The following is a 22,764-nucleotide window of genomic DNA, read 5'->3' as shown; positions in this document are numbered from 1 at the left end:
GTCGGCCTGCCTGCCGGAAAAGCCCGCTGTCATGTTAAGATGCCCCCGACTTTTAGCAGAGCAGGCGCCGCTGGGTGCCGAGAGGAGAGTTTATGTCCTGGCTTGGCGCCGGCATTGGGGCCGGAATCGGGTTGATGTTTGGCGGCCCCATTGGAGCGGCCCTCGGCGCCTGGATTGGCGGTTCTTTCGGTTCCGGCCTCAAGCGAATCGGCGGTCCGGAAGCCCTGGGCCGCGATGGCGCCCAGGCGGTGTTTATCGTCACTGTGTTCTCGATGCTGGCCAAGATGGCCAAGGCGGACGGGCAGGTGTCCCGCGCCGAGATCAACCTGATCGAGGAATTTATTGCGCAGAACCTGCGCCTCAATGCCGAGGACCGCAAGCAGGCGATCAAGATTTTCCAGAATGCCAAGAGCGATGGCTACAGCATTTACGACTACGCCCAGCAGTACCGGCAGCTGGTGCGAAACGAGGCCATGCGCGAGATGGTGTATCGCCTGCTGTTCGCGGTGGCCCACGCCGACGGCGAGCTGCACGCGGCGGAAGAGGAAATACTGCGCCGCATCCCGGAATACCTGGGACTTCACGCCTCCGCTTTTGCCGCCATGCAGGGTGAGTTCAGCCGGCGCAACTCTTCGGCAAGCGAAAGCCTTGAACAGCACTATGCGGTCCTGGGCTGCTCGCCGGACGCGAGCGATCGCGACGTCAAACTGGCCTACCGGCGGAAGGCGGCAGAGTTCCATCCGGACAAGATCGCATCGAAGGGTTTGCCTGATGAATTCATGCAATATGCGGAAGACCAGATGAAGAGCGTGACGCTGGCCTACGACAGCATTATGGAGGCGCGCAAGAGTCGCGCCGTATCCTGAGCATAATTACCGACGGGGTTGTTTTATGAGCCTGGCCGTGCAGATTGAACAAAAGCTTTCAGATGCCTTTGCGCCGCAACATATAGAAGTACAGTGCGAGAGCCACCTGCACAATGTACCCGCCGGTGCGGAAATGCACTTTCGCGTGGTGCTGGTTTCCGACGCCTTCGAGGGGCTCAGGAAAGTACACCGGCACCAGAGAGTCTACGCCGCTCTGGCCGAGGAGATGGCGGGGCCGGTCCACGCCCTGGCACTCCATTTATATACGCCGGAAGAGTGGCGGGGGCAGGCACCAGACAGTCCCCAGTGCCTCGGCGGTGGCAAGAAATAACGCCCGGCACTTACCGACACTGCGTGCAGTGCACGCTTCCCCCTAAATCTTGCAGACGCGCCTCCGGGCGCGTTTTTTATTTCTCATTCGGTGGCTTCGAGAGCCATTTTGGGATATGTCACGCCATGCCTGGCAGCGAAATTATTTTTCTGGCGCATGAATAATTTTTCGGAGTGGCGCTTACTTACCGCGCAAAATGCATTGCACGCCAAAAAGAGTTTTTAGCTGACAAAAATACGCAAAAGTTCCACTTTTTCGGTGAGCGGTTGGGTGTTTTTTCTACAGGGGTGCTTTTGCCTGTCTAGACTGAGAAGTGATTGGGTTAATTGCTGTTCAATTTGCCGAATATCAATGGAGTACGACCTATGAAAATGACGCGCATTCTGACACCCCTGGCTGTTGCTGTATCCGCCATCGTTGGAGCGCAGCAGGCTGTGGCCGGCCCGTCTGGCTACGCGCCGCCAATGCCCACAGGCCCTGAACCCATTTACCACGCCGGTACTGCGGTGGTACGCCTGGGTGCAGGCTATGTGGACCCGGATGAATCCGACGGTCGCCTGAGAAACCCGGATATTTTCCCGGAGTTCGCTGGTACAAGGTTCGATGTAGAAGATGACACCACGTGGCAGTGGAGTGCCATGTTCATGCCAATCGATCATTTCTCGGTTGAGTATGGCTACGTCGGTGAGTCTGACCACGATCTCGAGTTCCGCCGTTTCGGTGTGTTCCGTGAGTCCGATCTCAGGCGAGACCAGCTGCGGCTGGGAAGCCTGGAGCGGACCTCCAGTACCATCATGGTGAACTGGTTCCCGGTATGCCCGGAATCCTGGGTCCAGCCCTATATCGGCTTTGGCGGGGTCTACACAGACTTTGACAATACTACGGTTCGTGAGCCGGTGTACCTGCTGCTCGAGGATATAGCGGACGCAGCACCCGGAGGTAACGCCCGTGTAGCCGTGGAGGATACCTGGGGCTGGGCAGGCCAGATCGGTGTGGATGTCATGTTCGGTCGCGATAGCAACTGGCTGGCCAATGCGGCCGTCCAGTATCATGACGTAGAAACCACCGCCAGCCTGCGCTACATCGTTGACGGCCTGGATAATCAGGGTGATGCCCGCCAGTTCGTTAATACCGTGCGCTCTGACCTGGATATCGATCCCTGGGTATTCAACCTGGGCATCGGCTACAAGTTCTGATTCTGGCCCCAACCGGGAAAAAGGCGCTTCGGCGCCTTTTTTCGTTTTCGTTCCTCTAAAAGTGGGCCTGCGGGCGCCTGTTTGGCTCAGTCATGGGCGGGGAAACTGAACTGCACACCCTCACGCACGCCGCCCCCTGGCCAGCGCTGGGTGACGGTCTTGCGCTTCGTATAGAAGCGTACCGAGTCGGGCCCGTAGGCGCCCAGGTCGCCGAACAGTGAATTCTTCCAGCCCCCGAAACTGTGGTAGGCCGCCGGTACCGGCAGCGGCACATTGATGCCCACCATGCCAATCCGGATGTGGTCGGAAAAATAGCGTGCCGCCTCGCCGTCGCGGGTAAAGATACAGGTGCCGTTGCCATACTGGTGGGCGTCGATAATATCCATGGCCTGCTGCATCGAATCCACGCGCATGACACACAGCACAGGGCCGAAGATCTCGTCGAGGTGGATGGCCATCCCCGGCTCTACCCGATCGAACAGGCAGGCACCGAGATAATTGCCCTCCTCGAACCCCGGCACTGTCAGGCCCCTGCCATCCACCACCAGCTCGGCGCCTTCCTCTACCCCCCTGTTGATGTAATCCGTTACCCGCTCCAGGTGGGCCCGCGTGATCAGCGGGCCCATGTCGCTGCTGTTGTCGAAGCCGTCCCCGACTTTCAGCCCGGCGATATGCTCCTGCAGCTTGCCCACCAGCGCGTCCGCAGTGGCATCGCCGACAGCGACAACCACGGAGATCGCCATGCAGCGCTCACCACAGGAGCCGTAGGCTGCCCCCATCAGCGCAGTGGCGGCGTTGTCGAGATCGGCATCGGGCATGACGATGGCGTGGTTTTTTGAGCCCCCCAGGGCCTGGACACGCTTGAGGCTGGCGGTGCCGCTGGTGTAGACATGCTCGGCCACGGGCGTGGACCCGACAAAGCTGACCGCCTGGATGCGTGGGTCCGCCAGCAGCGTATCCACAGCCTCGCTGTCGCCGTTTACCACATTGAGCACTCCTTCCGGCACGCCCGCCTCCAGCCCTAGCTCGGCGATATACAACGCCGCGGTAGGGTCCCGCTCGGACGGTTTGAGCACGAATGTGTTGCCGCAGGCGATTGCCATCGGCCACATCCACAGCGGCAGCATGACCGGGAAATTGAAAGGGGTGATTCCCGCACAGACACCCAGGGGCTGGAACTCGCTCCAGCTGTCGATGGCGGGGCCCACATTGCGACTGTGCTCGCCCTTCAGCAGGCCGGGTGCGCCACAGGCATATTCCACGTTCTCGATGCCGCGCTGGAGTTCGCCCATGGCGTCCCCGAGTACCTTGCCGTGCTCCCGGGTCAGCAGGGCGCAGATCTTGTCCGCGTTTTCCTCCAGGAGGTTCTTCAGGCGAAAGAGGATGCGCGCCCGCTTGAGCGGTGGGGTATCTCGCCACTCCGGGTAGGCTGCAGCGGCTGCGGCAATGGCCTCTTCCACCGTCTTGCGGCTCGCCAGCGACACCCGTGCGATGGTCTTGTTGGTGGAGGGGTTGATGATGTCCTGTTCCCGGTCGATACCGCTGACGATCTTGCCGCCGATCAGGTGGCCGATGATGTGCATGGTCTGCCTCCCCGGATACATCCGGTATGCATTGATCCCACTGGAAGTGGTCCGTCGCCGCGACCTGTTGGGTCGCAGCTGGTAACGCCGCTGGTACCTGGCGGCCGCCGGGATATCTTTGTGGCTGGGGTGAGCCGAGTTTAGGTCAAATCGGCAGGATTGCGGTGGGACAGGCGGCGGGGAAAAGTGCCTGTGGCGGGGCCGGAAATTGCGGGGGCCAGAACCATCATTCGGCTGGCACGTTATCGAATTCCCGCAGCACCTCCAGGAAGGCGGCGCCAAACCGGGCCAGCTTGCTGTCCCCGACGCCGGAAATAGCCAGCAACGCCGGTTCACTTTGCGGGCGGGCGGCCGCCATCTCGCGCAGTGTGGCGTCATGGAAAATCACGTAGGGCGGGACGCCAAGCTCGTCGGCCAGGCGCTTGCGACAGGCGCGCAGGGCCTCCCATAGCGGCTGGTCTCCCGTGGGAATGTCCGTGGCTGGCGCCCGGCGGCCTGCCGGGGCTGTCGCGGCGGGCATCTTGCGCAGCTGGATGGATTCCTCGCCACGCAGGAGGGGGCGGCAGGCCTCGGTCAATTTCAGCGCGCCAAAACCCTCGCTATCCACCTCGAGAAAGCCACGCACCACCAGCTGGCGTACCACTGCGCGCCACTCCGCAGCGCTGTGCTCCGCACCGATACCCCAGGTGGACAGCTGGTGGTGGTCAAAGCGATGGATTTTCTCACTGTTGCTGCCGCGCAGCACGTCGATCACGTGGGCCGCGCCAAAGCGCTGCCCGGTGCGGTAGACACAGGAGAGCAGCTTGGCCGCAGCCTGGGTACCGTCCCAGGTCTGCGGCGGTTCCAGGCAGGTATCACAGTTGCCGCACGGCTGTGGCAGTTCCTCGGCAAAGTAGCGCAGCAGGGCCTGGCGCCGGCAGGTGGTGATTTCGCACAGGCCCAGCATGGCATTGAGCCGGGAGCGTTCGCCGCGCTTGTGCTCTTCGCTGCCGTCAGATCCCGCAGCCATCTGCCCCAGCTTGACCACGTCCTCCAGCCCGTAAAGAAGCAGGGCGGTGGCGGGCTCGCCGTCCCGACCGGCGCGGCCGGTTTCCTGGTAGTAGGCCTCGACACTCTTGGGCAGGTCCAGGTGGGCAACGAAGCGGACGTCCGGTTTGTCGATGCCCATGCCAAAGGCGATGGTTGCCACCACAATCACGCCTTCTTCCCGCAGGAAGCGCCGCTGGTGCTCTGCCCTCACTTCTGCTGGCAGTCCCGCGTGGTAGGGCAGGGCGGTGAAACCCTGTTCACACAGCCAGCTGGCGGTATTTTCCACCTTGCTGCGCGACAGGCAATAAACCACGCCTGCGTTGTGCTGGTGCTCGTTTTGCAGGAACTGCAGCAGTTGCCGGCGGGGGTTGTTTTTCTGCTCGATGCGGTAGCAGATGTTCGGCCGGTCAAAGCTGCTGACGAAGTGTTGTGCCTGCTGCAGGTCGAGTCGCCGGGCAATTTCCTCCCGGGTGCGCTGGTCTGCGGTGGCCGTGAGCGCCACGCGGGGAACATTGGGAAACTGCTCGTGCAGGCAGTTGAGGTGCAGGTAATCGGCGCGGAAGTCATGTCCCCACTGGGAGACGCAGTGGGCTTCATCAATCGCAAACAGGGAGATATGTGTGCGCTGCAACAGGGACAGGGTGCGCGGCTGCAACAGTCGCTCCGGGGCCAGGTAGAGCAGGTCGAGCTCGCCGTGCAGCAGTCTCGCCTCTATGTCCTGTGCCTCGTCGTAGGGCAGGGAGGAATTTAGGAATGCCGCCCTGACACCGGCAGCCTGCAGGGATTCCACCTGATCCTGCATCAGGGCGATAAGCGGAGATACGACCACACCGCAGCCGGGACGTGCCAGCGCGGGTATCTGGTAACAGAGCGACTTGCCACCGCCGGTGGGCATCAGCACCAGCGCGTCCCCGCCCGCCATCAGCGTATTGATCACCGCCTCCTGCGGACCGCGGAAAGCCGTGTAGCCGAATGTGTGTTCGAGGATATGGCGGGGAGAAGGGGGCGCTGGGGTACTCATGGGCGCGAGTATACCGCGATGGGACGGCCTGCGTCGCCGCCATCCGACAGCTTCATTAAGTCGGTCGTTTATTGAGTCTGGTGGACCTGCATCACAATGTTGGCGGGATATGCATCTCTGGCAGTATCGCGCCGGTCTATAATGGTCGCCCGCAGACATAGACAAGGAAAAGCCTATGCGCGCTGTGATTGTTGCGTTGTTACTGGCGGGGAGCCTCGCAGGATGCATGAGTTCCCAGCCTCACACCCTGGTCCAGTCGGCGTTCGCCGATACCCACCTGGGCTGGCAGCCGGCGCCGGAAAACCAGCTGGCTTTTTCCGTCGCCACCGCTTCCGGTATCGCCCGGGTAGAACTGCTGCAACTCCCGCTCGACCTCGAGGTCCTGACGCTGGATATGCCGGGGATGGAGCAGGTCGAGGGCGTGCAGTGGGCCGGCACTGATGGCAATCATGCGCTGTTATACAGCGGTGTGCCGGAGGCTGCCGGGGTCACCCTGGAGCGCCGCTCGCACGGCTTTCGCCTGCGGATTGCCGGTGAGGCGCTGGATATCGTCCGCGCCGGCGGCATGCTGACGGTGATCGATTACTACCGGGGCTGAGCCGGGGAGGAGCCGGGGATGTATCCCGGTTACCGGTCGTCCCCGGCCCGGGGATCGCCAAATCCCAGGCCGGCAGGGCGGATCAGGTAGAGTCGCGGCCACAACTTGCCGGTGACCCAGAGCCCGTCGCGGGCCCTGTCCCAGGCAATGCCGTTGGCGACCGCACCCGGGCCGCTGGCTCGCGGTTGTAACCCGGCGAGGTCCACCTGGGCGCGGACCTCCCCGCTGGCCGGGTCGATGGCGATAATGCGGGTGTCCTGCCAGATATTGGCCCACACCAGCCCGTGGGCATACTCCAGCTCGTTCAGGTTCGACCAGTCTGCGTCGCCACCGTGGACCCGCAACCGGCGGGAGACCGCGAAGGTATCCGGGTCGCGGAAAGCGAGCTTGTCGCTCCCGTCGCTCATAATCAGGGACTTGCCATCGGTGGTCAGCCCCCACCCCTCACCGGCGTAGTGGCGGGTCGCAATCCGGGCCAGGTCATCGCGGCGGTAAACCTGCAGCTCCCCGGCGCGCCACGTCAGCAGAAAGAGGCGGTCACCGAGTACCGCCAGTCCCTCGGCAAAACGATTGGGTGCCAGCCACTGCCTCCGCACCGGCGGCCGGGCCGGGTCGCTATACCGGGCCAGCCAGGACTGCCCGTAGCGGCCGCTGCTCTCCCACCAGTGCTCCCCATCGAAGTACAATCCCTGGGTAAAATGGTCGCCGGGGCGCTCGCGCTGCTCGAGCAGCTCGTAGCCGACCTCGCGTATCGCCTGTGCGGCATTGGCCCCACAGGCGGCCACCAATGCCAAAACAATGATCAGTCTGCGCATCAGAATCAGCTTATGACCAGAATAAAGACATTTCTCACCCTCACGCTCCTCGGCGGACTGGCCGTGGTGCTGCCCATCGCCATCCTGGTGCTGTTGTTCCAGTGGCTGTTCGGGCAGGTCAGTGAACTGGTGTCCCCTGCAGCCATCTGGCTGGAGGCGAACACAGAGTTCAAGGATACCGTGGCCCGGCTGATGGTAATAGCGCTGATCCTGGGCGCCTGTTTCCTGATCGGCCTGATCGTCAAGACCAGCGTCGGCCGCTGGCTGCACCGGCATATCGACCTGTGGCTGGGGCGGCTGGCGCCCGGCTACAACACCATCAAGGACCTGGTGCTCCAGTTTATCGGTGGCGGGGGCGGGGAGGGGGTCCTGTCGGGCCAGGTGGCGCGGGTGCGTATCCACGGGGCCGACAACCCGCTTTCCGTGACTGCCATCGTGACCTCCCACCATGACAGCGGGGAGTACACGGTGTATGTACCCACCGCGCCCGTGCCGACCTCGGGTTTCGTTTTTCATGTGCCGCCGGAGTGTGTGGAATTCCTGCCCCATGTGACCGTGGAGGCGGCGATGAAATCCATCGTCGCCTGTGGCTCCGGCAGCGGCGCCCTGATGGCCGCGGGCACCGTTCCGCTCGACACCGCCCTGGCCAGTGAAATCGGCAAGGAGCCCCAGGGGGCCTGAGGGGCCCGGGGCCGCGAGTCAGTGCCGGCGGTTCCGGCCCAGCGCCCGGATGGCGAAGCGGGCGGGGTGCAGGGCCCTGACCAGGCCTGAATCCAGTGGCATCGGTTCCGCCGTCACCCATGCCGTCACCGCTTCTGCGGCCAGCGGGGCGTAGGTGAAACCGCGGGAGCCCAGCCCGCCCAGCACAAACAGCCCCGGGTGGTAGGGCGTGGTGCGGGGGATCAGCTGCTTGCGGTTCCTGCGCAGCCCGGCATAGCTCTCCTCCAATGCTTCCCAATCCGGCACCGGGCCGGCCAGCGGCAGGTAGTCGGGCGTGGCGGCGCGCACCGCCGCGCGGCCGCCGAGGTGCTGCGGTGCGAATTCCCTGGCCACACGGGGGAGCATCGCTTCCAGCATCTCGAGGTTCTCGCGGTGCTCCGTTTCCCTTGTCTCAGTTGCTGTTTCGCGCAACTTGAATGTTGCGCCGAAGCTGTGCCAGTCATCGGCCGCCGGTGTCAGGTAACCCTCCCCACAGAGTACCTTCGCCAGGCGCCGGGAATGTTCCCCGGCGGCGGCGCGCGATACCTGCCCGCGGATGGGATTCAGGGGCAGGGCGGCGGTCTCGCCGAACTGCGCCATGCCGGTTGCGCTGCAGACAACCACCGCATCGACACTGTGATTCGTGGTGCCGACGCGCAGTTGCCAGCCATCCTCCCCGCCTTCAAGTGCATCGACCCCGCTGTCGCAGTAGAGCTGGATACGGTCATGGCGCAGCAGCGACTCGCAGACGCGGCGTGGCTCCAGCCAGCCACTACCAGGGAAATAGAGCCCCCCGAAATCCAGCGGCAGCCCGGCCAGCTCGCTTGCCTCGCGGGCATCCACTGGCCGGGCCAGCGCGCCGGCGTCCTGGTGGCGGAGCCTCTCGGCCACCTGTGCCTGCAGGGCTGCCTCCTTTTCGTCCTGCGCCAGCTGCAGCATGCCGCAGGCGTGGAACGCCTCCGGGCAGAATTCGCGGTAGTAGCGCAGTGCGAACAGCAGCGCGTGCAGGTTGAAGTCGCCGTTTGGGCCCGGCTTGGGTGACAGTTTTGCGTAGAGGATACCCTGGTCATTGCCGGACGCGCCGGCGCCGGCATGTGGCCCGCGCTCGAAAACCGAAACCTGCAGGCCCCGTTGCGCCAGTGCCCGCGCCACGCTCGCGCCGGAAATGCCGGCACCGATTACGGCCACCCGCCGGACCACACGGCCGGGGCGGCCCGGCAGGTGCCAGGGTGTGGTGGAATAGGCGAACCGGGTGGGAGCCTCGGGGGCGGCGGAGAGCTGGCCACGCAGCATCTCCCGCTTGTGGCCAAAGCCCGGGGCTTTTTCGATGTCGAAGCCGACCCCCTGCAGGCCCCGCTTGACCAGGCCCGCGCAGGTGAAGGTGGCAAAGCTGGCGCCGGGGCGGCTGAGGGTTGCGATTTCCTGGAACAGGTCGCTGCTCCACATGGCGGGATTCTTTGCCGGCGCAAAACCGTCCAGGAACCAGGCGTCTACCTGCCGGTCGCGGGCGCTGTCCTCCAGGCGCAGGGACTGCAGCGCACCACTGGCCTCACCGATCACCAGGGTCAGGCTGACCCGCCCGAACAACAGCCGGTGCACCCCGCTGGCCAACAGGGGCGGGTAGGCGGCCAGCAGCTGTTCAGAAAAGGGGGCGAGTTCCGGCCACAGCGACAGCGCGCGGGAGAGGTCGCGGCTGCGGAGCGGGTATTTCTCCACCGAGATAAAGTGCAGCCGGGCATCCGCCGGGGCGGTCTGGTCCCAGAGTTGCCAGGCGGCGAGGAAGTTCAGCCCGGTGCCGAAGCCAGTCTCGCCGATGGCAAAGCGCGCCCCGGGTGGCAGCTCCCGCCAGCGTTCAGCCAGCCGGTTTTGCTGCAGGAACACATAGCGGCTCTCCTCCAGCCCGGAGGCGCTGGAAAAGTAGACGTCGTCAAAAGCCTGCGATAGCGGCTGGCCATCGTCGCGCCAGACGATCTCCGCATGGGGGTGTGCGCCCGGGTCCCAGTCGCTCACTGTTGCAGTCCGAACTCGCGCATGACCTGCGTGCACCAGCGCGCGATACGGTCATCGCTCAGGTCGAATTCGTTTTCCTCATCCAGGGCCAGGCCGACGAAATGGTTGCCGTCGGTGGTCAGTCCCTTGGACTCCTCGAATTCGTAGCCGTCCGCCGACCAGTAGCCCACGGCACGGGCGCCCAGCGCTACCAGTTGGGCGTGCAGGTAGCCCAGGGCATCCTGGAACCACTGCGGGTAGCCCTCCTGGTCGCCGAGGCCGAACAGGGCGACCGTCTTGCCGTGAAGGTCCAGTTGCGCCAGCTCGTCCCAGATGTTTTCCCAGTCTTCCTGCAGCTCGCCGTAATCCCAGGTGGGGATGCCGAAGATCAGGAAATCGTACTGCTGGGCGAGCGCTATATCGTCCTCGGCCACATTGTGCAGGTCGATCCACTCCGCACCGATACGGTCGCGTATCTTTTCCGCGGCCATTTCGGTATAGCAGGTGCTGGAGCCGTAAAAAAGTCCGATGGGTGCAAGCATGGTATAGGTGGTCTGTGTTATTGGGCGCCGGCAAAACCCAGCTGTCGCCAGGCTTCGTAGATGACAATCGCCGCCGCATTCGACAGGTTGATGCTGCGGCTCTGCGGGCGCATGGGAATTCGCAAAGTATGTTCCGGCCCGGTGCGCGCCAGGAATTCTTCCGGCAGGCCGCGGGTTTCCGGGCCAAACACGATGGCGTCGCCATCGCGGAAGTCAATATCGGTGTGGCGGCGGCTGCCTTTGGTAGAGAGCGCCAGCACCCGGCCGGGCTGTACGCTCTCGGTAAAAGCCTGCCAGTCCTGGTGGCGCGATACGCGGCTGTACTCGCCGTAGTCGAGTCCCGCGCGTCGCAGGCGCTTGTCGTCCATGGCAAACCCGAGCGGCTCAATCAGGTGCAGTTCCGCTCCTGTGTTGGCGCACAGGCGGATTATGTTACCGGTGTTGGGGGCGATCTCGGGCTGGTACAGGACTATCTTGAACATTACAGCGGGCGCTCGGCGGCATTTCGGTGGTCCGACATTTCGGCGGCCGGCTCATGTCGTGGGCCCGCCGGGATGCCGGGCCCTTCGCGTCGCGGATTATTTCACAGTTACATGGGGGAGGCGATCTCTTCGCAGTCGATTTCCACCCCGAGCTCGTCCGCGATACCGTCCAGCTCGTCCTGCAGGCCATCCAGGTCCAGGTCGCTCGCTACCTGGATGATGCATTCGGCCGTAAACAGCGGCTCACCACTCCAGGGCGTGCTGTCATAGCCGGTGTTCAGCTGTTCCATGTTGATATTTCGCGCAGCCAGGGCGCGGGAAATCTCCCGCACGATACCCGGGCGATCGTTGCCCACCAGCTTCAGGGTCAGTGTCTGTACGGGGCCGGCAGAGACGGCGCTGGCCTCCTCCACCTGCAGCTTGTAGCCCTCGGCGGACAGGGCGCCGAGGGCGTCCTTCAGGGGCTGGCAGGCATCGCTGGGCACACTGACTCGCAGAATCCCGGCAAACTTGCCGGCAAAGTGCGCCATGCGGCTGTCTTCCCAGTTGCCCCCGTTGTCTGCGATTACCGCCGAGAGCTTCTCTACGACGCCGGGCTTGTCGTCGCTGATAAGGGAAATGACGAGGTGCTGTTGCATGGCGAAATCCTTTGGCTGTCTTCGTTACCCTGTGCCTGTCGCAGCGGGTGCGGGCCGGCCCGCACACTTAGTATGGCGTAGCTGGCCGGGTTACACTGAAGCTATTGTAGCGACTGGAGGCGTGACTGATAACAGCCAGCCTTGCAGGTCGCCGGCCGGATTGCAATGAAGGGACAGACATGATGAAAGTTCACGCGGACCTTTGCGTAATTCCCATTGGCGTCGGTGTATCTGTCGGCGAATATGTGGCGGAGTGCCAGCGGGTGCTGGAAGAGGCGGGGCTCGAGCACCGGATGCATGCTTATGGCACTAATATCGCGGGAGACTGGGACCAGGTTATGGCGGCGGTAAAACGCTGCCATGAGCGGATCCACGCGATGGGCGCGCCCCGTATCAGTACCAGCCTAAAGTTGGGAACCCGTACCGATCGCCCGCAGTCTTTACAGGATAAACTCGACAGTGTGGAATCGAGGCTGGCCCGATAGGGCGGCCATCAACAGGAAATCACTCTCAGGAGGGGGGTATATGAAAATAAAGAACTTGTCGGCGGGAATCGCCTGTGCCGCACTGGTGTTGGCCAGCATTGGCTGTGCCGAGAAAAAAGAGGGCACCGGGGTTCAGGAGGCAGGCACCCAGGACACGCAGGCCGCTGAAAGTGCCGCTGCAGAAAACGGCATGGAAAACGGCACGGGTAGCGATGCCGGAGCGAACGGCCAGCAGCGGGCGGAGAGCGGTAATGGCGAGTTCGTGGCAGTGATCGAGGGCGATCACCGCACGCCGGAATATAAGGCTCGCGACCAGTACCGCCATCCCGCCGAGACGCTCGAGTTCATGGGCATCGAGCCGGGCATGACCGTGGTGGAGATCTGGCCGGGCGGCGGCTGGTACACCGAGATCCTGGCGCCTTACCTGCAGGAGTCCGGTACTCTCTATGCCGCGCACTTCCCGGCAGAGTCCGAGAGCGGATACTTCCAGAAATCACGCAAGGCTTTCGAGGAGAAACTGCAGGGCGACAGCGACGCATACGGCGCGGTCAAGCTGACGGAATTCGATCCCGCTGACGGCTCACAAATCGCACCCGAGGGCAGTGCCGATGCCGTGGTGACTTTCCGCAATGTGCATAACTGGATGAGCCGCGGCAACGAGGAAAACGCCTTCAAGAGCTTTTTCGCCGTGCTCAAGCCGGGCGGTATCCTGGGCGTGGTCGAGCACCGGGCCAAGCCGGGCACCAGCCGTGAGGACATGGTGAAAAGCGGTTACGTGACCCAGGATTACGTGGTGGAACTCGCTGAAAAGGCCGGCTTCGAGCTGGAAGAAGCAAGCGAAATCAATGCCAACCCGAAAGACACCGCGGATCATCCCAAGGGAGTCTGGACCCTGCCGCCGTCCCTGCGCCTGGGCGACGAGGACCGCGAGAAGTACCAGTCCATTGGCGAGAGCGACCGCATGACCCTGCGCTTCCGCAAGCCCGCCGAGTAACCACGCTGCCGGCACCGGGCCTCCCGGTGCCGGCTTCATTTCCAACCGCAGTAATAAAATATCCCCTACATGATTGTTCCCCACCAGCAGCTCGATCCCGCTACCCTGCAGAACCTGCTCGAGGAGTACGCCACCCGCGATGGTACCGACTATGGCGAGCGCGAGGTAAGCCTGGCGGACAAGGTGGCCAGCCTCCGACGCCAGTTGCAGTCGGGCGAGGTGGTGATCTGGTTTGAGCCCGGCGACGAGTCCATCAACCTGCTGCTCGCAAGGGACCTGCCGGATGACGCCTGACTTCCTTGTGGACTCCCCGCCGGGGGAACCGGAGGCCCGCTTCCTGTTCGCCCACGGTGCGGGTGCGGCCATGGACAGCGAGTTCATGGCGGCAATCAGTGCCGCGCTGGCGGAGCGCGGGATCGAGGTGCTGCGCTTCGAGTTTCCCTATATGGCGCAGCGGCGCACGGGAGGCAGCCGGCGGCCCCCAAACCCGATGCCGCAGTTGCTGGAATACTTCCGCGAGGTGCTGGCGCAGGCGCGCAAACCCGGGCTGCCGCTGTTTATCGGCGGCAAGTCCATGGGCGGGCGCGCGGCGAGCCTGCTGGCGGACGAGTATTTCGGAAAGGGGGCTGTCGCCGGGCTGGTCTGTTTCGGCTATCCGTTCCACCCGCGTGGCAAGCCGGAGAAGCTGCGCACCGCGCACCTGGCGGAGCTGGGTTGTCCTGCCCTGGTCGTGCAGGGGACGCGGGACCCGCTGGGGAACAGGGAAGAGGTGGAAGCCTATGCCCTGTCGCCGGCGATCCGGCTGCACTGGCTTGAGGATGGTGATCACGACTTCAAGCCTCGCCGGGCGAGCGGTTTCACCCGGGAGCAGCACTGGCAGTCCGCGGCTGCGGCCGCGGCGGGGTTTATTCTGCGCTCTCGAGAATCGTGATGCGCTCGGGCTCGGAGAGCAGCGGTCCCAGTAGTGACATCTGCGCGCGGCGGTCCTCGCTGGTGTACCAGTGTTGCCAGTGGATCTCCGACTGCCACTTGGAGAGGGTAAAGCGCCTCAGCGGGTCGTCCTTGGACTGGTAGGTATGCCCCTCGATAAACCCGACGGTGCGGTAGGCGTGGGTGAGCAGTTTGCGCGCCGCCTCTTCATAGGTGCTGCGCATGTCCTCGGCAATATGTCGCTCGATCAATACGTAGATCATCTCTTACTCTCGGTATGCCAGTCAGGCCAGGCAACCCCGGATTCTACCCCGGCCACGGCACTGCAGGCCGGGCATATTGGCCGGGGAGGTGGGCAAAATTGCAGGTGACGTCCCCCGGTAAATTCCGGACAATAGCGCCATGAAGTCAGATCACACTCTCGATGCCCGCGGCCTGCTGTGCCCGGAGCCCGTCATGATGCTGCACGCCGCAGTGCGCAAGGTCGCGCCGGGCGAAATACTGCAGGTTATCGCCACCGATCCGTCCACCCAGCGGGATGTACCCAAGTTCTGCCAGTTCCTCGGCTATGAACTGGTGGACCACAGGGAAGAGAACGACGAGTTCACCTACTGGATCAGGAAGGCCGGCTAGGCCCGGCGCGGGCGATCGGCAGATCGCCCGCGTGAGCAGTTTTAAGGCCCGGTCACCAGGGCCGCGATAGCAGCCAGGGCCTCGGGGTCCTCGGCCTTGATCTTGTTGGCAATATGGTGCTGGAAGAAATAGCGGAAGTCCTCCGCTTCCTGCGCCGGGTAGAGGCACCTGTCCCCCGGCAGTACCGGTGTGGTCACCACACTGTCGTGGTCGATGAGCATGCCGTGAATCTCGCCGCTGGCATACAGCCGCCAGCTGACCACTTCCGTAAGCGTCAGGTTCTCGCGCTGCTCATCCATGAATACCCCGTGGGTGCCGATGGTGTCGGGGATTTCCTGCATCACCTCGTCGGCCTTGTTGCTCTCGTACTCGAAATACTCCGCCGCAGTCTCCAGCTCGACGATCTTGTGGATGGGGGGCTCGTGGAAGATCTCCTCGATACCCGGGTCGTAGTAGCCCTCGAAGCGCCCGTCCAGGGGATCCTTGATTTCGGGACAGGGTACAATGGAATTCAGCCAGGGTACGAGGCCGACAATCTCCCCGTTTGCCCGGAGGCCCCAGCAGAGGATTTTAAGGCTGTAGAGGTCAGAGCCGCTTGAGGTATTGGAGTAGAGCATTTCCAGGCCGTCCAGCTCCGGCGACAGGCGGATAAAGCGCCTGTTGGCGGAAGTCTCGATCGGCTCGCCGGTGAAGAGGTCAACCACGTTGGAATAGCTGTGGTCGGTCATGGAGCACCTCCTTGCAGGGCCGGTTGTGGTGCCGGAGGGCATTTTACTACTTGTTCCCCCCATGCAGGACCCCGGGGTCGGCGGGCGCCGTTTCCGGAGTCCCTGCAACTAAAGGTATATGCTGGCCCCCCTAAATACAACAGGCGACGTTCGCCGGCGATAGAGCCATTTGACCCCGCCTGGCGCTCCTTTAGACTTTGCGGCTATTGCCACCGGTGCCGCGCGGGGTTGCGCCGCGCCGCGCGGTTGCTATAGTCCGCCGCTTTTCTGTTCACCTGACCATGGAGCCGCCCTTGTCCGCCCAGCCTGTTGTCGATGCAGTTGCCGTGACTGATCCCGCCGCACGGCGGATCGTCACTGTCTTCGACCGGTGCTTTTCCGCACCGGAAGGCGAGAACACCCGCCTGTGTGGCGGGGCGGAGGAGCCTTATTACCGGCCGGCAGGTGCGGAGTTTCCCTATCACCGGATCGAATTCACCCGCGACTATCCCGCCAGCGCCCTGCACGAGGTGGCTCACTGGTGTGTGGCGGGACCGGCCCGCCGGTTGCTGCCGGACTATGGCTACTGGTATGCGCCCGATGGCCGCACTGAGTTCCAGCAGGCCCTGTTCGAGCAGGTGGAGGTGCAGCCCCAGGCACTGGAATGGATTTTCGCCCGCGCCTGCGGCCTGCGATTCCGGGTCAGTGCAGACAACCTTGAGAGCGGCCTGGGCCCGAGCGAGGCTTTCAGGCGCAATATCTGGCTGCAGGCGCGGGCCTTCTGCCGCGAGGGCGTGAACGGGCGGGCAGGACTGTTCGCCCGGGCGCTGGCCCAGGGGTTCGCCCGACCGGATCCGTTCAACGAGTCCCTCTATCGCCTGGAGCAGCTATCGTGAGCACTTTTCCGGGCGGGGGCCCCCGGGGCAGCACATTGCTGGTTGATGCCTCGGTCTATATCTTCCGCTACTACTTCGCCCTGCCGCCCAACTGGAGCAGTCGCGACGGCTACAGCACCGAGGCGGTCTACGGTTTCAGCAATTTCCTGCTCGACCTGCTGGCGCTGGCCCCGGCCCGCATCGCCTGCGCCTTCGACGAGTCACTGGGAAGCTGCTTTCGCAACGAGATCTACCCCGACTACAAGTGCAGCCGCGCGCTGCCGGACGAGGCGCTGGCCTATCAGCTGGCGGCTTGCCGGCAAATGGCCGAGGTTCTTGGCATCGCCAGCTTCTCCAGCCAGCGCTACGAGGCAGATGATATCCTCGCCACCCTGACGCGCGCCTGCTGCGATCACCGGCCGGTGATCGTCAGTCGGGACAAGGACCTGGGCCAGCTCCTGGACCGAGGTGCGATATCTCTGTGGGACTTTGCCGGCGACCGGCACCTGGACGAGGCAGCAATCCGGGCCAAGTTCGGTGTGGCGCCGGGACAGATCGCCGACTTCCTCGCCCTGGTGGGCGACGCCAGCGACGACATCCCCGGGGTGCCCGGCGTTGGGCCGAAGACCGCGGCGGGGCTGCTGGCCCACTTCGGGAATGTTGAGGCGATACTGGAGGATCCCGCCCGGGTCGCAACGCTGCCACTGCGCGGCGCGAGGGGGCTGGCGCTGAAGCTGGCCGAGCACGAGGGCCAGATCCGCCTGGCCCGTCGCCTGGCCGCGCTCGACGAGCGGGTGCCGCTCGGCGCCGGCGCGGAACAGCTGCTGTGGCAGGGCGCAGACACCGAAGCGGCCCGGGCGCTGGCAAAGGAGTTCGGCATTGGCGGCCTGGGCGCTAAAATCGGGCGGATTACCGCCGCACGGGACTGTGCGGCCACGGACACAGGAGAGGCAGTGTGAGCGAGCGACCGCTGAGTATCGTCGCCGACGAGAATATTCCCGCCGTGGAGGAGTGCTTCGGCGATCTGGGCGAGATCACCCGGGTGGCCGGGCGCAATCTCAAGGCCTCCCAGCTGGTAGGTGCAGACATCCTGCTGGTGCGTTCCGTGACCGAGGTGAACGGCGAGCTGCTGTCCGGCTCGCCGGTGCGCTTCGTCGGCAGTTGCACCATCGGCACCGACCACCTGGATATCGACTGGATGGAAAAGCACGGCGTGGCCTGGAGCGCGGCACCGGGCTGCAACGCCAATTCCGTGGTGGAATACGTGTTCTGCGCGCTGGCGGCCCTGGGCGTCGACTGGCGCCGGCGCAGCTTTGGCATCGTCGGCTGTGGCAATGTGGGCGGGCTGTTGCAGCGCCGCCTGCATTCCCTCGACATCGAGTGCGCGGTCTACGACCCCTGGCTGCCGGATAACCCCGACTCCGCCTCGCTGCACACCGTCCTGGAGCGGGATGTGGTGTGCCTGCACGCACCACTGGTGGGCGGTGGGCCGCATCCCAGCCACCACCTGCTGGGGCCGGACGAAATAGCGCTGCTGCGCGACGATGCCGTGCTGGTGAGCGCCGGCCGCGGGGCGGTGGTGGACAACCGGGCGCTGCGGGCCCGCCTGCAGGATGGCGACGGCCCGGCCACGGTGCTGGATGTATGGGAGAACGAGCCGGATATTGACCTGGATCTCCTGCAGCTGGTGGATATCGGCACCCCCCATATTGCCGGCTACAGCATGGACGGGAAGCTGGCCGGGACACGCATGGTGCGTGCGGCGCTCGACCGGTTTCTCGGCAGCTCGGCGCCGGACGAAGCGACTGCCGACGGCGCACCAGCGCTCCCGCTGTCGACCGAAGGGCAGGGGTTTGCGGCCATGGCCGGGCTCCTCCTGCAGGCCTATGATCCCCGTGCAGACGACCTGCGCCTGCGCGCCGCGGCCGAGAGGGCGGCAGCGGGCTCCGAGCCCATGGCGCAGGGCTTCGACCGGCTGCGCAAGGAGTATCCGGAGCGGCTGGAATTCTCTCATTTTCATATTCAAGACGCCGGGCTCGGTGAGGCCGAGCGGCGCCAACTGGCAGTACTGGGATTGCTGTGAAGCTGACAAAACTGGGACTGGTAATCAATCCATGGTCGGGCGTTGGCGGTCCGGCCGGGCTCAAGGGTAGCGACGGCGCCGAGACGGTGCAGCGCGCGCTGGAGGCGGGTATTGAGCCCCGCGCGCAGCAGCGCGCCGCCACCGCCCTGGCACCACTGGCGGAGTTCCGCGACCGGGTGCAGATCCTCTGCTTCGCCGGCGATATGGGCGCGAATGTCGCGCGCGCCGCGGGCCTTACGGTGACAGTGGTGGGCGAGGCCGCGTCGGATCCCTCCACGCCCGCGGACAGCGAACGCGCAGCCCGGGCGATCCGCGCCAGCGGTGCCGACCTGATCGTGTTCGTCGGCGGCGACGGTACCGCCCGCAATATGGTCAATGCGCTCGGCGATCACTTCCCCGTGCTGGGTATTCCCGCCGGGGTGAAAATGCACTCTGCCTGCTTTGCCATCTCGCCACGCGCGGGCGGCGAGGTGCTGCGGCGCCTGTTGAATGCGCAACTGGTGGACCTCTACCAGCGCGAGGTGCGCGATATCGACGAGAGGTCCTTCCGCGAGGGGCGCGTCAGTACCCGCCATTACGGCGAATTGCTGGTCCCGGAAGAGGGGCATTTCCTGCAGGCAGTGAAGAACGCGGGCCGCGAGGTGGAGGAGCTGGCGGTGGCCGATATCGCCGCCGAGGTGGTCGAAGAGATGGACCCGGACACCCTCTACATCGTCGGGCCCGGCTCCACCACCCTGGCAGTACTCAGGGAGGTGGGCTGCGAGGGTACCCTGCTGGGGGTGGACCTGCTGCGCGATGGCGAACTGGTTCGGGCAGATGTAGGGGCGCCGGACATCGAGCAGGCCATTGCCGACCACGAAGGGCCGGTGAAGATCATCCTCACGGCCATCGGTGGCCAGGGCCACCTCATCGGCCGCGGCAACCAGCAGCTGACGCCGGCGGTGCTGCGCGCGGTAGGCCGCGAGAACCTGGTGGTGGTGGCTACCAAGACCAAGATAACCGAGCTGGGTGGCCGGCCGCTACTGGTGGACAGCGGCGATGCGGCGCTCGATGAGGAGTGGAGCGGTTTTATCCGGGTAATCACCGGCTACCGGGATGCCATCCTGTACCCGCTCAGCAATGGAGATTTCGAGTGAGTGAGACTGACTGGGAACCGCTGCTGGAGCTGGTCGCGGAGAAATTAAAGCAACAGTCCGCGGACGAGCAGGGGCAGGGCGTCCCGGACAGCCGCCGCCTGTTCCACGGTCGGGGCCGCTGCTGGCCGGGTCTGGAGCAGGTGTGTGTGGACAGCTTCCACCCCGCGCTGCTGGTGACCTTTTTCGAGCCGCACGAGGGCGAGGACGGGCTGTGTGCGAAACTGTGGGAGATCGCCCGGCCGTACGCGTACCAGGGCGTGGCCGTCCAGCGTCGCTACCTGCAGGGCGCCCCGGTGGAGTGGCCCTGCGGCCAGCCGGTGCCGGCGCCGGTGGCCAGGCGCGGCGAGCTGAAATTTCCCCTGACATTCGCCCGCCAGAACGTGGGTTTCTTTCTCGATATCGAGCCGGGCCGCCAGTGGCTCGAGCGACAGGTGCGCGCGCACCTGGAGGCCGGCACCGACCTGAAGATGCTCAACCTGTTTGCGTTCACCTGCGCATTTTCGGTGGTGGCGCGGGCCTGCGGCGAGCTGAAGGTGGTTAACGTGGACCTGAACGGGGGCGTGCTCAAGCGCGGGCGGGAGAACCACGCCTTCAACGACCTGCCGCAGAAGGGCATCCAGTTCCTGAAGATGGATGCCCTGCGTGAATTCGACCGCTTTGACCGGCGCGGCCCCTTCCAGCTGGCGGTGGTGGATCCGCCCACCCGGCAGAAGGGGCGCTTCGATGTCAACGAGCACTACGAGAAACTGTTGCCGTTGCTGCCTACCTGCCTCGCCGACGAGGCGGACCTGCTGCTGGTAATGAACTCACCCCGCCACAGCGAGCAGCTGTTCCGGGAGATGATCGAGGGTGCCGACCGGCGCTTCGAGGTGGTGGCGCGGCTGCCGCAGAACCCGGATTTCCCCGACCGGGATCCCGACGCAGCGCTGAAAATGCTGCACGTGCGTTTTCGCCGCTGAGCCTTTCCCGGTAGCGGGCCGGGCCGGGCCTGGTGGCGGGGAGCCGGTCAGGCATTGGGTGGTTCAGGAAAGTGTGCGCATCAGAGCCGCGCCATCTCGTGCATCAGGTGCTCCACCAGTTCCTGCACCTGCGGCGATGAGCCACCGCGCACTATTTGGTCCAGGCGCTGGGCATTGCTGACCCCATCCCGGTCGCGCTGTATCAGCAGCAGGAAGGCGCTGTGGGTAAGGGCGGCTTCCTCCACCGCCTCCTGACGGACCAGCTGGCTGAAATGGATATAGCCGCTGTGCTTCAGCCAGGTCATTGCACCCAGGCAGGCCAGGTGCCGCGGGGAATGCAGGCCGAATTCATCCGGGGTATCCGGCCCGGCAATATCTTCCACATATACCGTCGCCGGGGCCGGGAACTGGTTGAACAGCGCCAGCAGTATCCGGGCGGCATCGCGATAAAAGTCGTGTATGTGCAGGTCGTCCAGCATCTCGGGAATCCCGGTTACGCCGAGTAACGCTCAAGGAAGTTGCCCAGCCGGCCCACGGCATCTGCCAGCTCGTCGGCACGGGGCAGGAAGACGATGCGAAGGTGGTCGGGAGCGTCCCAGTGGAAGGCGCTGCCCTGTACCAGCAGGATCTTCTCCTGGCGCAGGAAGTCCAGCACCAGGCGCTCGTCGTCCTCGATGCGGTGCCGGTCCAGGTGCAGGCGGGGGAACAGGTAAATGGCGCCCTTCGGCTTGACGCAGCTGACACCCGGGATGTCGTTCAGCATGCGCCAGGCCATGTCGCGCTGCTCGCGCAGGCGCCCGCCGGGCAGGACCAGGTCATTGATGCTCTGGTAGCCGCCCAGCGCGGTCTGCACGGCGAACATGGCGGGTACATTGCCGCACAGGCGCATGGACGAAAGAATGTCCATACCCTCGATAAAGCCCCGGGCGCGGTGCTTGGCGCCGCTGACGATCATCCAGCCCGAGCGGAACCCGGCCAGGCGGTATGACTTGGACAGGCCGTTGAAACTCAGGCACAGCACGTCTTCCGCGAGTCTGGCCATGGGGGTGAACTCGGTATCATCGTAGAGAATCTTGCTGTAGATCTCGTCGGCAAAGATCACCAGGTCGTGCTGGCGTGCCAGCTCGACAATCTCCTCCAGCAGCTCCCGCGAATAGACCGCCCCGGTGGGGTTATTGGGATTGATGACTACAATTCCCCGGGTACGCGGTGTTATCTTTGCCTTTATATCGTCGATATCGGGCATCCAGTCCGCCTGCTCATCGCACCGGTACAGCACCGGGCTGGCCCCGGTCAGATTGGTGGCAGCCATCCACAGCGGGTAGTTGGGCATGGGCAGCAGCAGCTCGTCGCCGTTGTTGAGCAGAGCCTGGGTGGCCATGGTGATCAGCTCGGAGACACCGTTGCCGAGGTAGATATCATCGATATCGACGCCCTGGATGCCATGGGTCTGGCACTCCTGCATGATGGCCTTGCGGGCGGCGAACAGGCCCTTGGATTCCACATAGCCCTGGGCAAGTGACAGGTTGTGAATGACATCCTGGATAATTTCATCGGGTGCGTCGAAACCGAAGGGTGCCGGATTGCCGATATTCAGCTTCAGGATCCGGTGGCCTTCCTCTTCCATCCGATAGGCGTGCTCCATCACGGGGCCGCGGATTTCGTAACAGACGCCGTGCAGCTTTTCCGATTTGAGGATGTCCTTCATGGTAGGTGTGGTGACTCTTGCTTTGCTACTGCGGTAAACGGGGACTGTGAGTATGTCAAAAGAGAAAGACGATAACTACTGGCGCGAACGCCTGACCGACGAAGAGTTTCGCGTGTGCCGCGAGGCCGGCACCGAGCGTCCCTTTTCCGGGGAATACTGGGACTGCTTCGAGGACGGCACGTACCGCTGCCGCTGCTGTGGCGAGCTGTTATTCCATTCCGACTCCAAGTTCGATGCCGGCTGCGGCTGGCCGAGCTTTGATACGGCGGCCCATAGTAGTGCCGTGGAAGAGCGCCCGGATAATTCACTGGGAATGCGGCGCACGGAGATCCTCTGCGCGAATTGCGGCTCCCATCTTGGGCACGTGTTTCCGGACGGACCCACCGAAACCGGCCTGCGCTACTGCGTGAATTCGCTGTCGGTCAGGCTGCATCCGGAGAGCGAGGAGGAAGAGGGGAGCTGAAT

At 64.3% G+C, this 22,764-nt stretch carries 27 protein-coding genes; 16 read left to right on the top strand and 11 right to left on the bottom strand.

The window, feature by feature from the left end; translation table 11 throughout:
• Positions 1-92: 92 nt before the first annotated feature.
• The 3 genes from djlA to BLT26_RS10450 all read left to right on the top strand — a co-directional run bounded on the left by djlA (position 93) and on the right by BLT26_RS10450 (position 2,393).
• Positions 93-866, top strand: coding sequence for a co-chaperone DjlA (djlA, locus tag BLT26_RS10460; protein ID WP_091513236.1), 774 nt, complete (start codon positions 93-95; stop codon positions 864-866).
• A gap of 25 nt (positions 867-891) precedes the next feature.
• On the top strand, positions 892-1,197 hold the full coding sequence (locus BLT26_RS10455) for a BolA family protein (RefSeq protein ID WP_091513233.1): 306 nt from the start codon (positions 892-894) through the stop codon (positions 1,195-1,197).
• 365 nt (positions 1,198-1,562) lie between these two features.
• Positions 1,563-2,393: an OmpW/AlkL family protein gene (locus BLT26_RS10450; protein WP_091513230.1), complete on the top strand. Its 831-nt coding sequence runs from the start codon at positions 1,563-1,565 to the stop codon at positions 2,391-2,393.
• 86 nt (positions 2,394-2,479) lie between these two features.
• Here BLT26_RS10450 and BLT26_RS10445 read toward each other — a convergent pair whose 3' ends face one another.
• Both BLT26_RS10445 and recQ read right to left on the bottom strand, forming a co-directional pair.
• A complete protein-coding gene (locus BLT26_RS10445; RefSeq protein ID WP_091513226.1) occupies positions 2,480-3,976 on the bottom strand; it encodes a CoA-acylating methylmalonate-semialdehyde dehydrogenase in 1,497 nt (498 codons plus the stop codon).
• Between the two features lie 226 nt (positions 3,977-4,202).
• Positions 4,203-6,026, bottom strand: coding sequence for a DNA helicase RecQ (recQ, locus tag BLT26_RS10440; protein ID WP_091513223.1), 1,824 nt, complete (start codon positions 6,024-6,026; stop codon positions 4,203-4,205).
• A gap of 175 nt (positions 6,027-6,201) precedes the next feature.
• Between recQ and BLT26_RS10435 the strand changes: the two genes are divergently transcribed.
• Positions 6,202-6,624, top strand: coding sequence for a hypothetical protein (locus BLT26_RS10435; protein WP_139169494.1), 423 nt, complete (start codon positions 6,202-6,204; stop codon positions 6,622-6,624).
• Positions 6,625-6,653: 29 nt separating this feature from the next.
• Here the strand turns inward: BLT26_RS10435 and BLT26_RS10430 are convergent, their stop codons facing one another.
• Positions 6,654-7,439, bottom strand: coding sequence for a glutaminyl-peptide cyclotransferase (locus BLT26_RS10430; RefSeq protein WP_091513215.1), 786 nt, complete (start codon positions 7,437-7,439; stop codon positions 6,654-6,656).
• A gap of 12 nt (positions 7,440-7,451) precedes the next feature.
• On the opposite strand from BLT26_RS10430, the gene BLT26_RS10425 reads away from it, so the two are divergent.
• Positions 7,452-8,120, top strand: a complete 669-nt coding sequence (locus BLT26_RS10425) for a DUF502 domain-containing protein (RefSeq protein ID WP_091513211.1) — start codon at positions 7,452-7,454, stop codon at positions 8,118-8,120.
• Positions 8,121-8,138: 18 nt separating this feature from the next.
• Here the strand turns inward: BLT26_RS10425 and mnmC are convergent, their stop codons facing one another.
• The 4 genes from mnmC to BLT26_RS10405 form a co-directional block, all read right to left on the bottom strand.
• The gene (gene mnmC / locus BLT26_RS10420; RefSeq protein ID WP_091513208.1) at positions 8,139-10,148 is read right to left on the bottom strand and encodes a bifunctional tRNA (5-methylaminomethyl-2-thiouridine)(34)-methyltransferase MnmC2/FAD-dependent 5-carboxymethylaminomethyl-2-thiouridine(34) oxidoreductase MnmC1; all 2,010 of its coding nucleotides are present in this window, start codon (positions 10,146-10,148) and stop codon (positions 8,139-8,141) included.
• Positions 10,145-10,669 (bottom strand): flavodoxin FldB, encoded by a 525-nt coding sequence (gene fldB / locus BLT26_RS10415; protein WP_091513205.1) that lies wholly within the window; start codon positions 10,667-10,669, stop codon positions 10,145-10,147. The genes mnmC and fldB overlap by 4 nt, the downstream gene beginning before the upstream one ends.
• A 17-nt stretch (positions 10,670-10,686) precedes the next feature.
• Positions 10,687-11,151: a tRNA (uridine(34)/cytosine(34)/5-carboxymethylaminomethyluridine(34)-2'-O)-methyltransferase TrmL gene (gene trmL, locus BLT26_RS10410; RefSeq protein WP_091513201.1), complete on the bottom strand. Its 465-nt coding sequence runs from the start codon at positions 11,149-11,151 to the stop codon at positions 10,687-10,689.
• A 107-nt stretch (positions 11,152-11,258) separates the two neighbouring features.
• Positions 11,259-11,789, bottom strand: coding sequence for a glycine cleavage system transcriptional repressor (locus BLT26_RS10405; protein WP_091513197.1), 531 nt, complete (start codon positions 11,787-11,789; stop codon positions 11,259-11,261).
• Between the two features lie 179 nt (positions 11,790-11,968).
• Between BLT26_RS10405 and BLT26_RS10400 the strand changes: the two genes are divergently transcribed.
• The 4 genes from BLT26_RS10400 (at position 11,969) to BLT26_RS10385 (ending at position 14,199) form a co-directional block, all read left to right on the top strand.
• A complete protein-coding gene (locus BLT26_RS10400) occupies positions 11,969-12,274 on the top strand; it encodes an MTH1187 family thiamine-binding protein (RefSeq protein WP_245720674.1) in 306 nt (101 codons plus the stop codon).
• Positions 12,275-12,314: 40 nt separating this feature from the next.
• Positions 12,315-13,268 carry a class I SAM-dependent methyltransferase gene (locus tag BLT26_RS10395; RefSeq protein ID WP_245720673.1) on the top strand — a complete coding sequence of 318 codons (954 nt, stop codon included), beginning with the start codon at positions 12,315-12,317 and terminating at the stop codon, positions 13,266-13,268.
• 69 nt (positions 13,269-13,337) lie between these two features.
• On the top strand, positions 13,338-13,562 hold the full coding sequence (locus BLT26_RS10390) for a YheU family protein (RefSeq protein ID WP_091513194.1): 225 nt from the start codon (positions 13,338-13,340) through the stop codon (positions 13,560-13,562).
• The gene (locus BLT26_RS10385; RefSeq protein ID WP_091513190.1) at positions 13,552-14,199 is read left to right on the top strand and encodes an alpha/beta family hydrolase; all 648 of its coding nucleotides are present in this window, start codon (positions 13,552-13,554) and stop codon (positions 14,197-14,199) included. The genes BLT26_RS10390 and BLT26_RS10385 overlap by 11 nt, the downstream gene beginning before the upstream one ends.
• Here the strand turns inward: BLT26_RS10385 and BLT26_RS10380 are convergent.
• Positions 14,174-14,461: an antibiotic biosynthesis monooxygenase family protein gene (locus BLT26_RS10380; protein WP_091513185.1), complete on the bottom strand. Its 288-nt coding sequence runs from the start codon at positions 14,459-14,461 to the stop codon at positions 14,174-14,176. The genes BLT26_RS10385 and BLT26_RS10380 overlap by 26 nt on opposite strands.
• A 139-nt stretch (positions 14,462-14,600) precedes the next feature.
• Here BLT26_RS10380 and tusA point away from each other — a divergent pair, with 139 nt between their 5' ends.
• Complete coding sequence (tusA, locus tag BLT26_RS10375; RefSeq protein WP_091513181.1) at positions 14,601-14,831, top strand: sulfurtransferase TusA; 231 nt, start codon at positions 14,601-14,603, stop codon at positions 14,829-14,831.
• Between the two features lie 41 nt (positions 14,832-14,872).
• On the opposite strand, the gene BLT26_RS10370 is transcribed toward tusA, so the two are convergent.
• On the bottom strand, positions 14,873-15,559 hold the full coding sequence (locus BLT26_RS10370; protein WP_091513177.1) for a hypothetical protein: 687 nt from the start codon (positions 15,557-15,559) through the stop codon (positions 14,873-14,875).
• 293 nt (positions 15,560-15,852) lie between these two features.
• On the opposite strand from BLT26_RS10370, the gene BLT26_RS10365 reads away from it, so the two are divergent.
• From BLT26_RS10365 to BLT26_RS10345, 5 genes are read left to right on the top strand one after another with little or no spacing between them, the layout of a single operon-like run.
• Complete coding sequence (locus BLT26_RS10365; RefSeq protein WP_245720672.1) at positions 15,853-16,434, top strand: elongation factor P hydroxylase; 582 nt, start codon at positions 15,853-15,855, stop codon at positions 16,432-16,434.
• The gene (locus BLT26_RS10360) at positions 16,431-17,372 is read left to right on the top strand and encodes a 5'-3' exonuclease (protein WP_091513170.1); all 942 of its coding nucleotides are present in this window, start codon (positions 16,431-16,433) and stop codon (positions 17,370-17,372) included. The genes BLT26_RS10365 and BLT26_RS10360 overlap by 4 nt, the downstream gene beginning before the upstream one ends.
• Positions 17,369-18,496, top strand: coding sequence for a 4-phosphoerythronate dehydrogenase (locus BLT26_RS10355; RefSeq protein ID WP_245720671.1), 1,128 nt, complete (start codon positions 17,369-17,371; stop codon positions 18,494-18,496). The genes BLT26_RS10360 and BLT26_RS10355 overlap by 4 nt, the downstream gene beginning before the upstream one ends.
• Complete coding sequence (locus BLT26_RS10350; protein ID WP_091513166.1) at positions 18,493-19,632, top strand: ATP-NAD kinase family protein; 1,140 nt, start codon at positions 18,493-18,495, stop codon at positions 19,630-19,632. Before BLT26_RS10355 ends, BLT26_RS10350 begins: the two co-directional genes overlap by 4 nt.
• The gene (locus BLT26_RS10345; protein ID WP_091513162.1) at positions 19,629-20,591 is read left to right on the top strand and encodes a class I SAM-dependent methyltransferase; all 963 of its coding nucleotides are present in this window, start codon (positions 19,629-19,631) and stop codon (positions 20,589-20,591) included. Before BLT26_RS10350 ends, BLT26_RS10345 begins: the two co-directional genes overlap by 4 nt.
• A gap of 80 nt (positions 20,592-20,671) precedes the next feature.
• Here BLT26_RS10345 and BLT26_RS10340 read toward each other — a convergent pair whose 3' ends face one another.
• Both BLT26_RS10340 and BLT26_RS10335 read right to left on the bottom strand, forming a co-directional pair.
• Positions 20,672-21,070 (bottom strand): hypothetical protein, encoded by a 399-nt coding sequence (locus BLT26_RS10340; protein ID WP_091513158.1) that lies wholly within the window; start codon positions 21,068-21,070, stop codon positions 20,672-20,674.
• A 14-nt stretch (positions 21,071-21,084) separates the two neighbouring features.
• Positions 21,085-22,299 carry a pyridoxal phosphate-dependent aminotransferase gene (locus BLT26_RS10335; protein ID WP_091513155.1) on the bottom strand — a complete coding sequence of 405 codons (1,215 nt, stop codon included), beginning with the start codon at positions 22,297-22,299 and terminating at the stop codon, positions 21,085-21,087.
• Between the two features lie 46 nt (positions 22,300-22,345).
• Between BLT26_RS10335 and msrB the strand changes: the two genes are divergently transcribed.
• Entirely contained in the window at positions 22,346-22,762 is a 417-nt protein-coding gene (gene msrB / locus BLT26_RS10330; RefSeq protein ID WP_425435280.1) for a peptide-methionine (R)-S-oxide reductase MsrB, read from the top strand.
• Positions 22,763-22,764: the final 2 nt, after the last annotated feature.

It is taken from the genome of Microbulbifer yueqingensis (assembly GCF_900100355.1).
Classification (GTDB): Bacteria; Pseudomonadota; Gammaproteobacteria; order Pseudomonadales; family Cellvibrionaceae; genus Microbulbifer; species Microbulbifer yueqingensis.
Note: the sequence above shows the minus strand (reverse complement) of the source record. Positions and strands in the feature narration are given on the sequence as shown.

What these genes read in the sequence shown, in the direction of transcription:
- BLT26_RS10425 (WP_091513211.1), top strand. Translation starts at nt 7,452, where the DNA reads ATGACCAGAATAAAGACATTTCTCACCCTCACGCTCCTCGGCGGACTG.
- BLT26_RS10455 (WP_091513233.1), top strand. Translation starts at nt 892, where the DNA reads ATGAGCCTGGCCGTGCAGATTGAACAAAAGCTTTCAGATGCCTTTGCG.
- djlA (WP_091513236.1), top strand. Translation starts at nt 93, where the DNA reads ATGTCCTGGCTTGGCGCCGGCATTGGGGCCGGAATCGGGTTGATGTTT.
- fldB (WP_091513205.1), bottom strand. Translation starts at nt 10,669, where the DNA reads ATGCTTGCACCCATCGGACTTTTTTACGGCTCCAGCACCTGCTATACC.
- BLT26_RS10335 (WP_091513155.1), bottom strand. Translation starts at nt 22,299, where the DNA reads ATGAAGGACATCCTCAAATCGGAAAAGCTGCACGGCGTCTGTTACGAA.
- BLT26_RS10390 (WP_091513194.1), top strand. Translation starts at nt 13,338, where the DNA reads ATGATTGTTCCCCACCAGCAGCTCGATCCCGCTACCCTGCAGAACCTG.
- BLT26_RS10340 (WP_091513158.1), bottom strand. Translation starts at nt 21,070, where the DNA reads ATGCTGGACGACCTGCACATACACGACTTTTATCGCGATGCCGCCCGG.
- BLT26_RS10430 (WP_091513215.1), bottom strand. Translation starts at nt 7,439, where the DNA reads ATGCGCAGACTGATCATTGTTTTGGCATTGGTGGCCGCCTGTGGGGCC.
- BLT26_RS10400 (WP_245720674.1), top strand. Translation starts at nt 11,969, where the DNA reads ATGATGAAAGTTCACGCGGACCTTTGCGTAATTCCCATTGGCGTCGGT.
- BLT26_RS10380 (WP_091513185.1), bottom strand. Translation starts at nt 14,461, where the DNA reads ATGATCTACGTATTGATCGAGCGACATATTGCCGAGGACATGCGCAGC.
- BLT26_RS10385 (WP_091513190.1), top strand. Translation starts at nt 13,552, where the DNA reads ATGACGCCTGACTTCCTTGTGGACTCCCCGCCGGGGGAACCGGAGGCC.
- BLT26_RS10445 (WP_091513226.1), bottom strand. Translation starts at nt 3,976, where the DNA reads ATGCACATCATCGGCCACCTGATCGGCGGCAAGATCGTCAGCGGTATC.
- tusA (WP_091513181.1), top strand. Translation starts at nt 14,601, where the DNA reads ATGAAGTCAGATCACACTCTCGATGCCCGCGGCCTGCTGTGCCCGGAG.
- BLT26_RS10435 (WP_139169494.1), top strand. Translation starts at nt 6,202, where the DNA reads ATGCGCGCTGTGATTGTTGCGTTGTTACTGGCGGGGAGCCTCGCAGGA.
- recQ (WP_091513223.1), bottom strand. Translation starts at nt 6,026, where the DNA reads ATGAGTACCCCAGCGCCCCCTTCTCCCCGCCATATCCTCGAACACACA.
- BLT26_RS10395 (WP_245720673.1), top strand. Translation starts at nt 12,315, where the DNA reads ATGAAAATAAAGAACTTGTCGGCGGGAATCGCCTGTGCCGCACTGGTG.
- trmL (WP_091513201.1), bottom strand. Translation starts at nt 11,151, where the DNA reads ATGTTCAAGATAGTCCTGTACCAGCCCGAGATCGCCCCCAACACCGGT.
- BLT26_RS10370 (WP_091513177.1), bottom strand. Translation starts at nt 15,559, where the DNA reads ATGACCGACCACAGCTATTCCAACGTGGTTGACCTCTTCACCGGCGAG.
- BLT26_RS10405 (WP_091513197.1), bottom strand. Translation starts at nt 11,789, where the DNA reads ATGCAACAGCACCTCGTCATTTCCCTTATCAGCGACGACAAGCCCGGC.
- BLT26_RS10450 (WP_091513230.1), top strand. Translation starts at nt 1,563, where the DNA reads ATGAAAATGACGCGCATTCTGACACCCCTGGCTGTTGCTGTATCCGCC.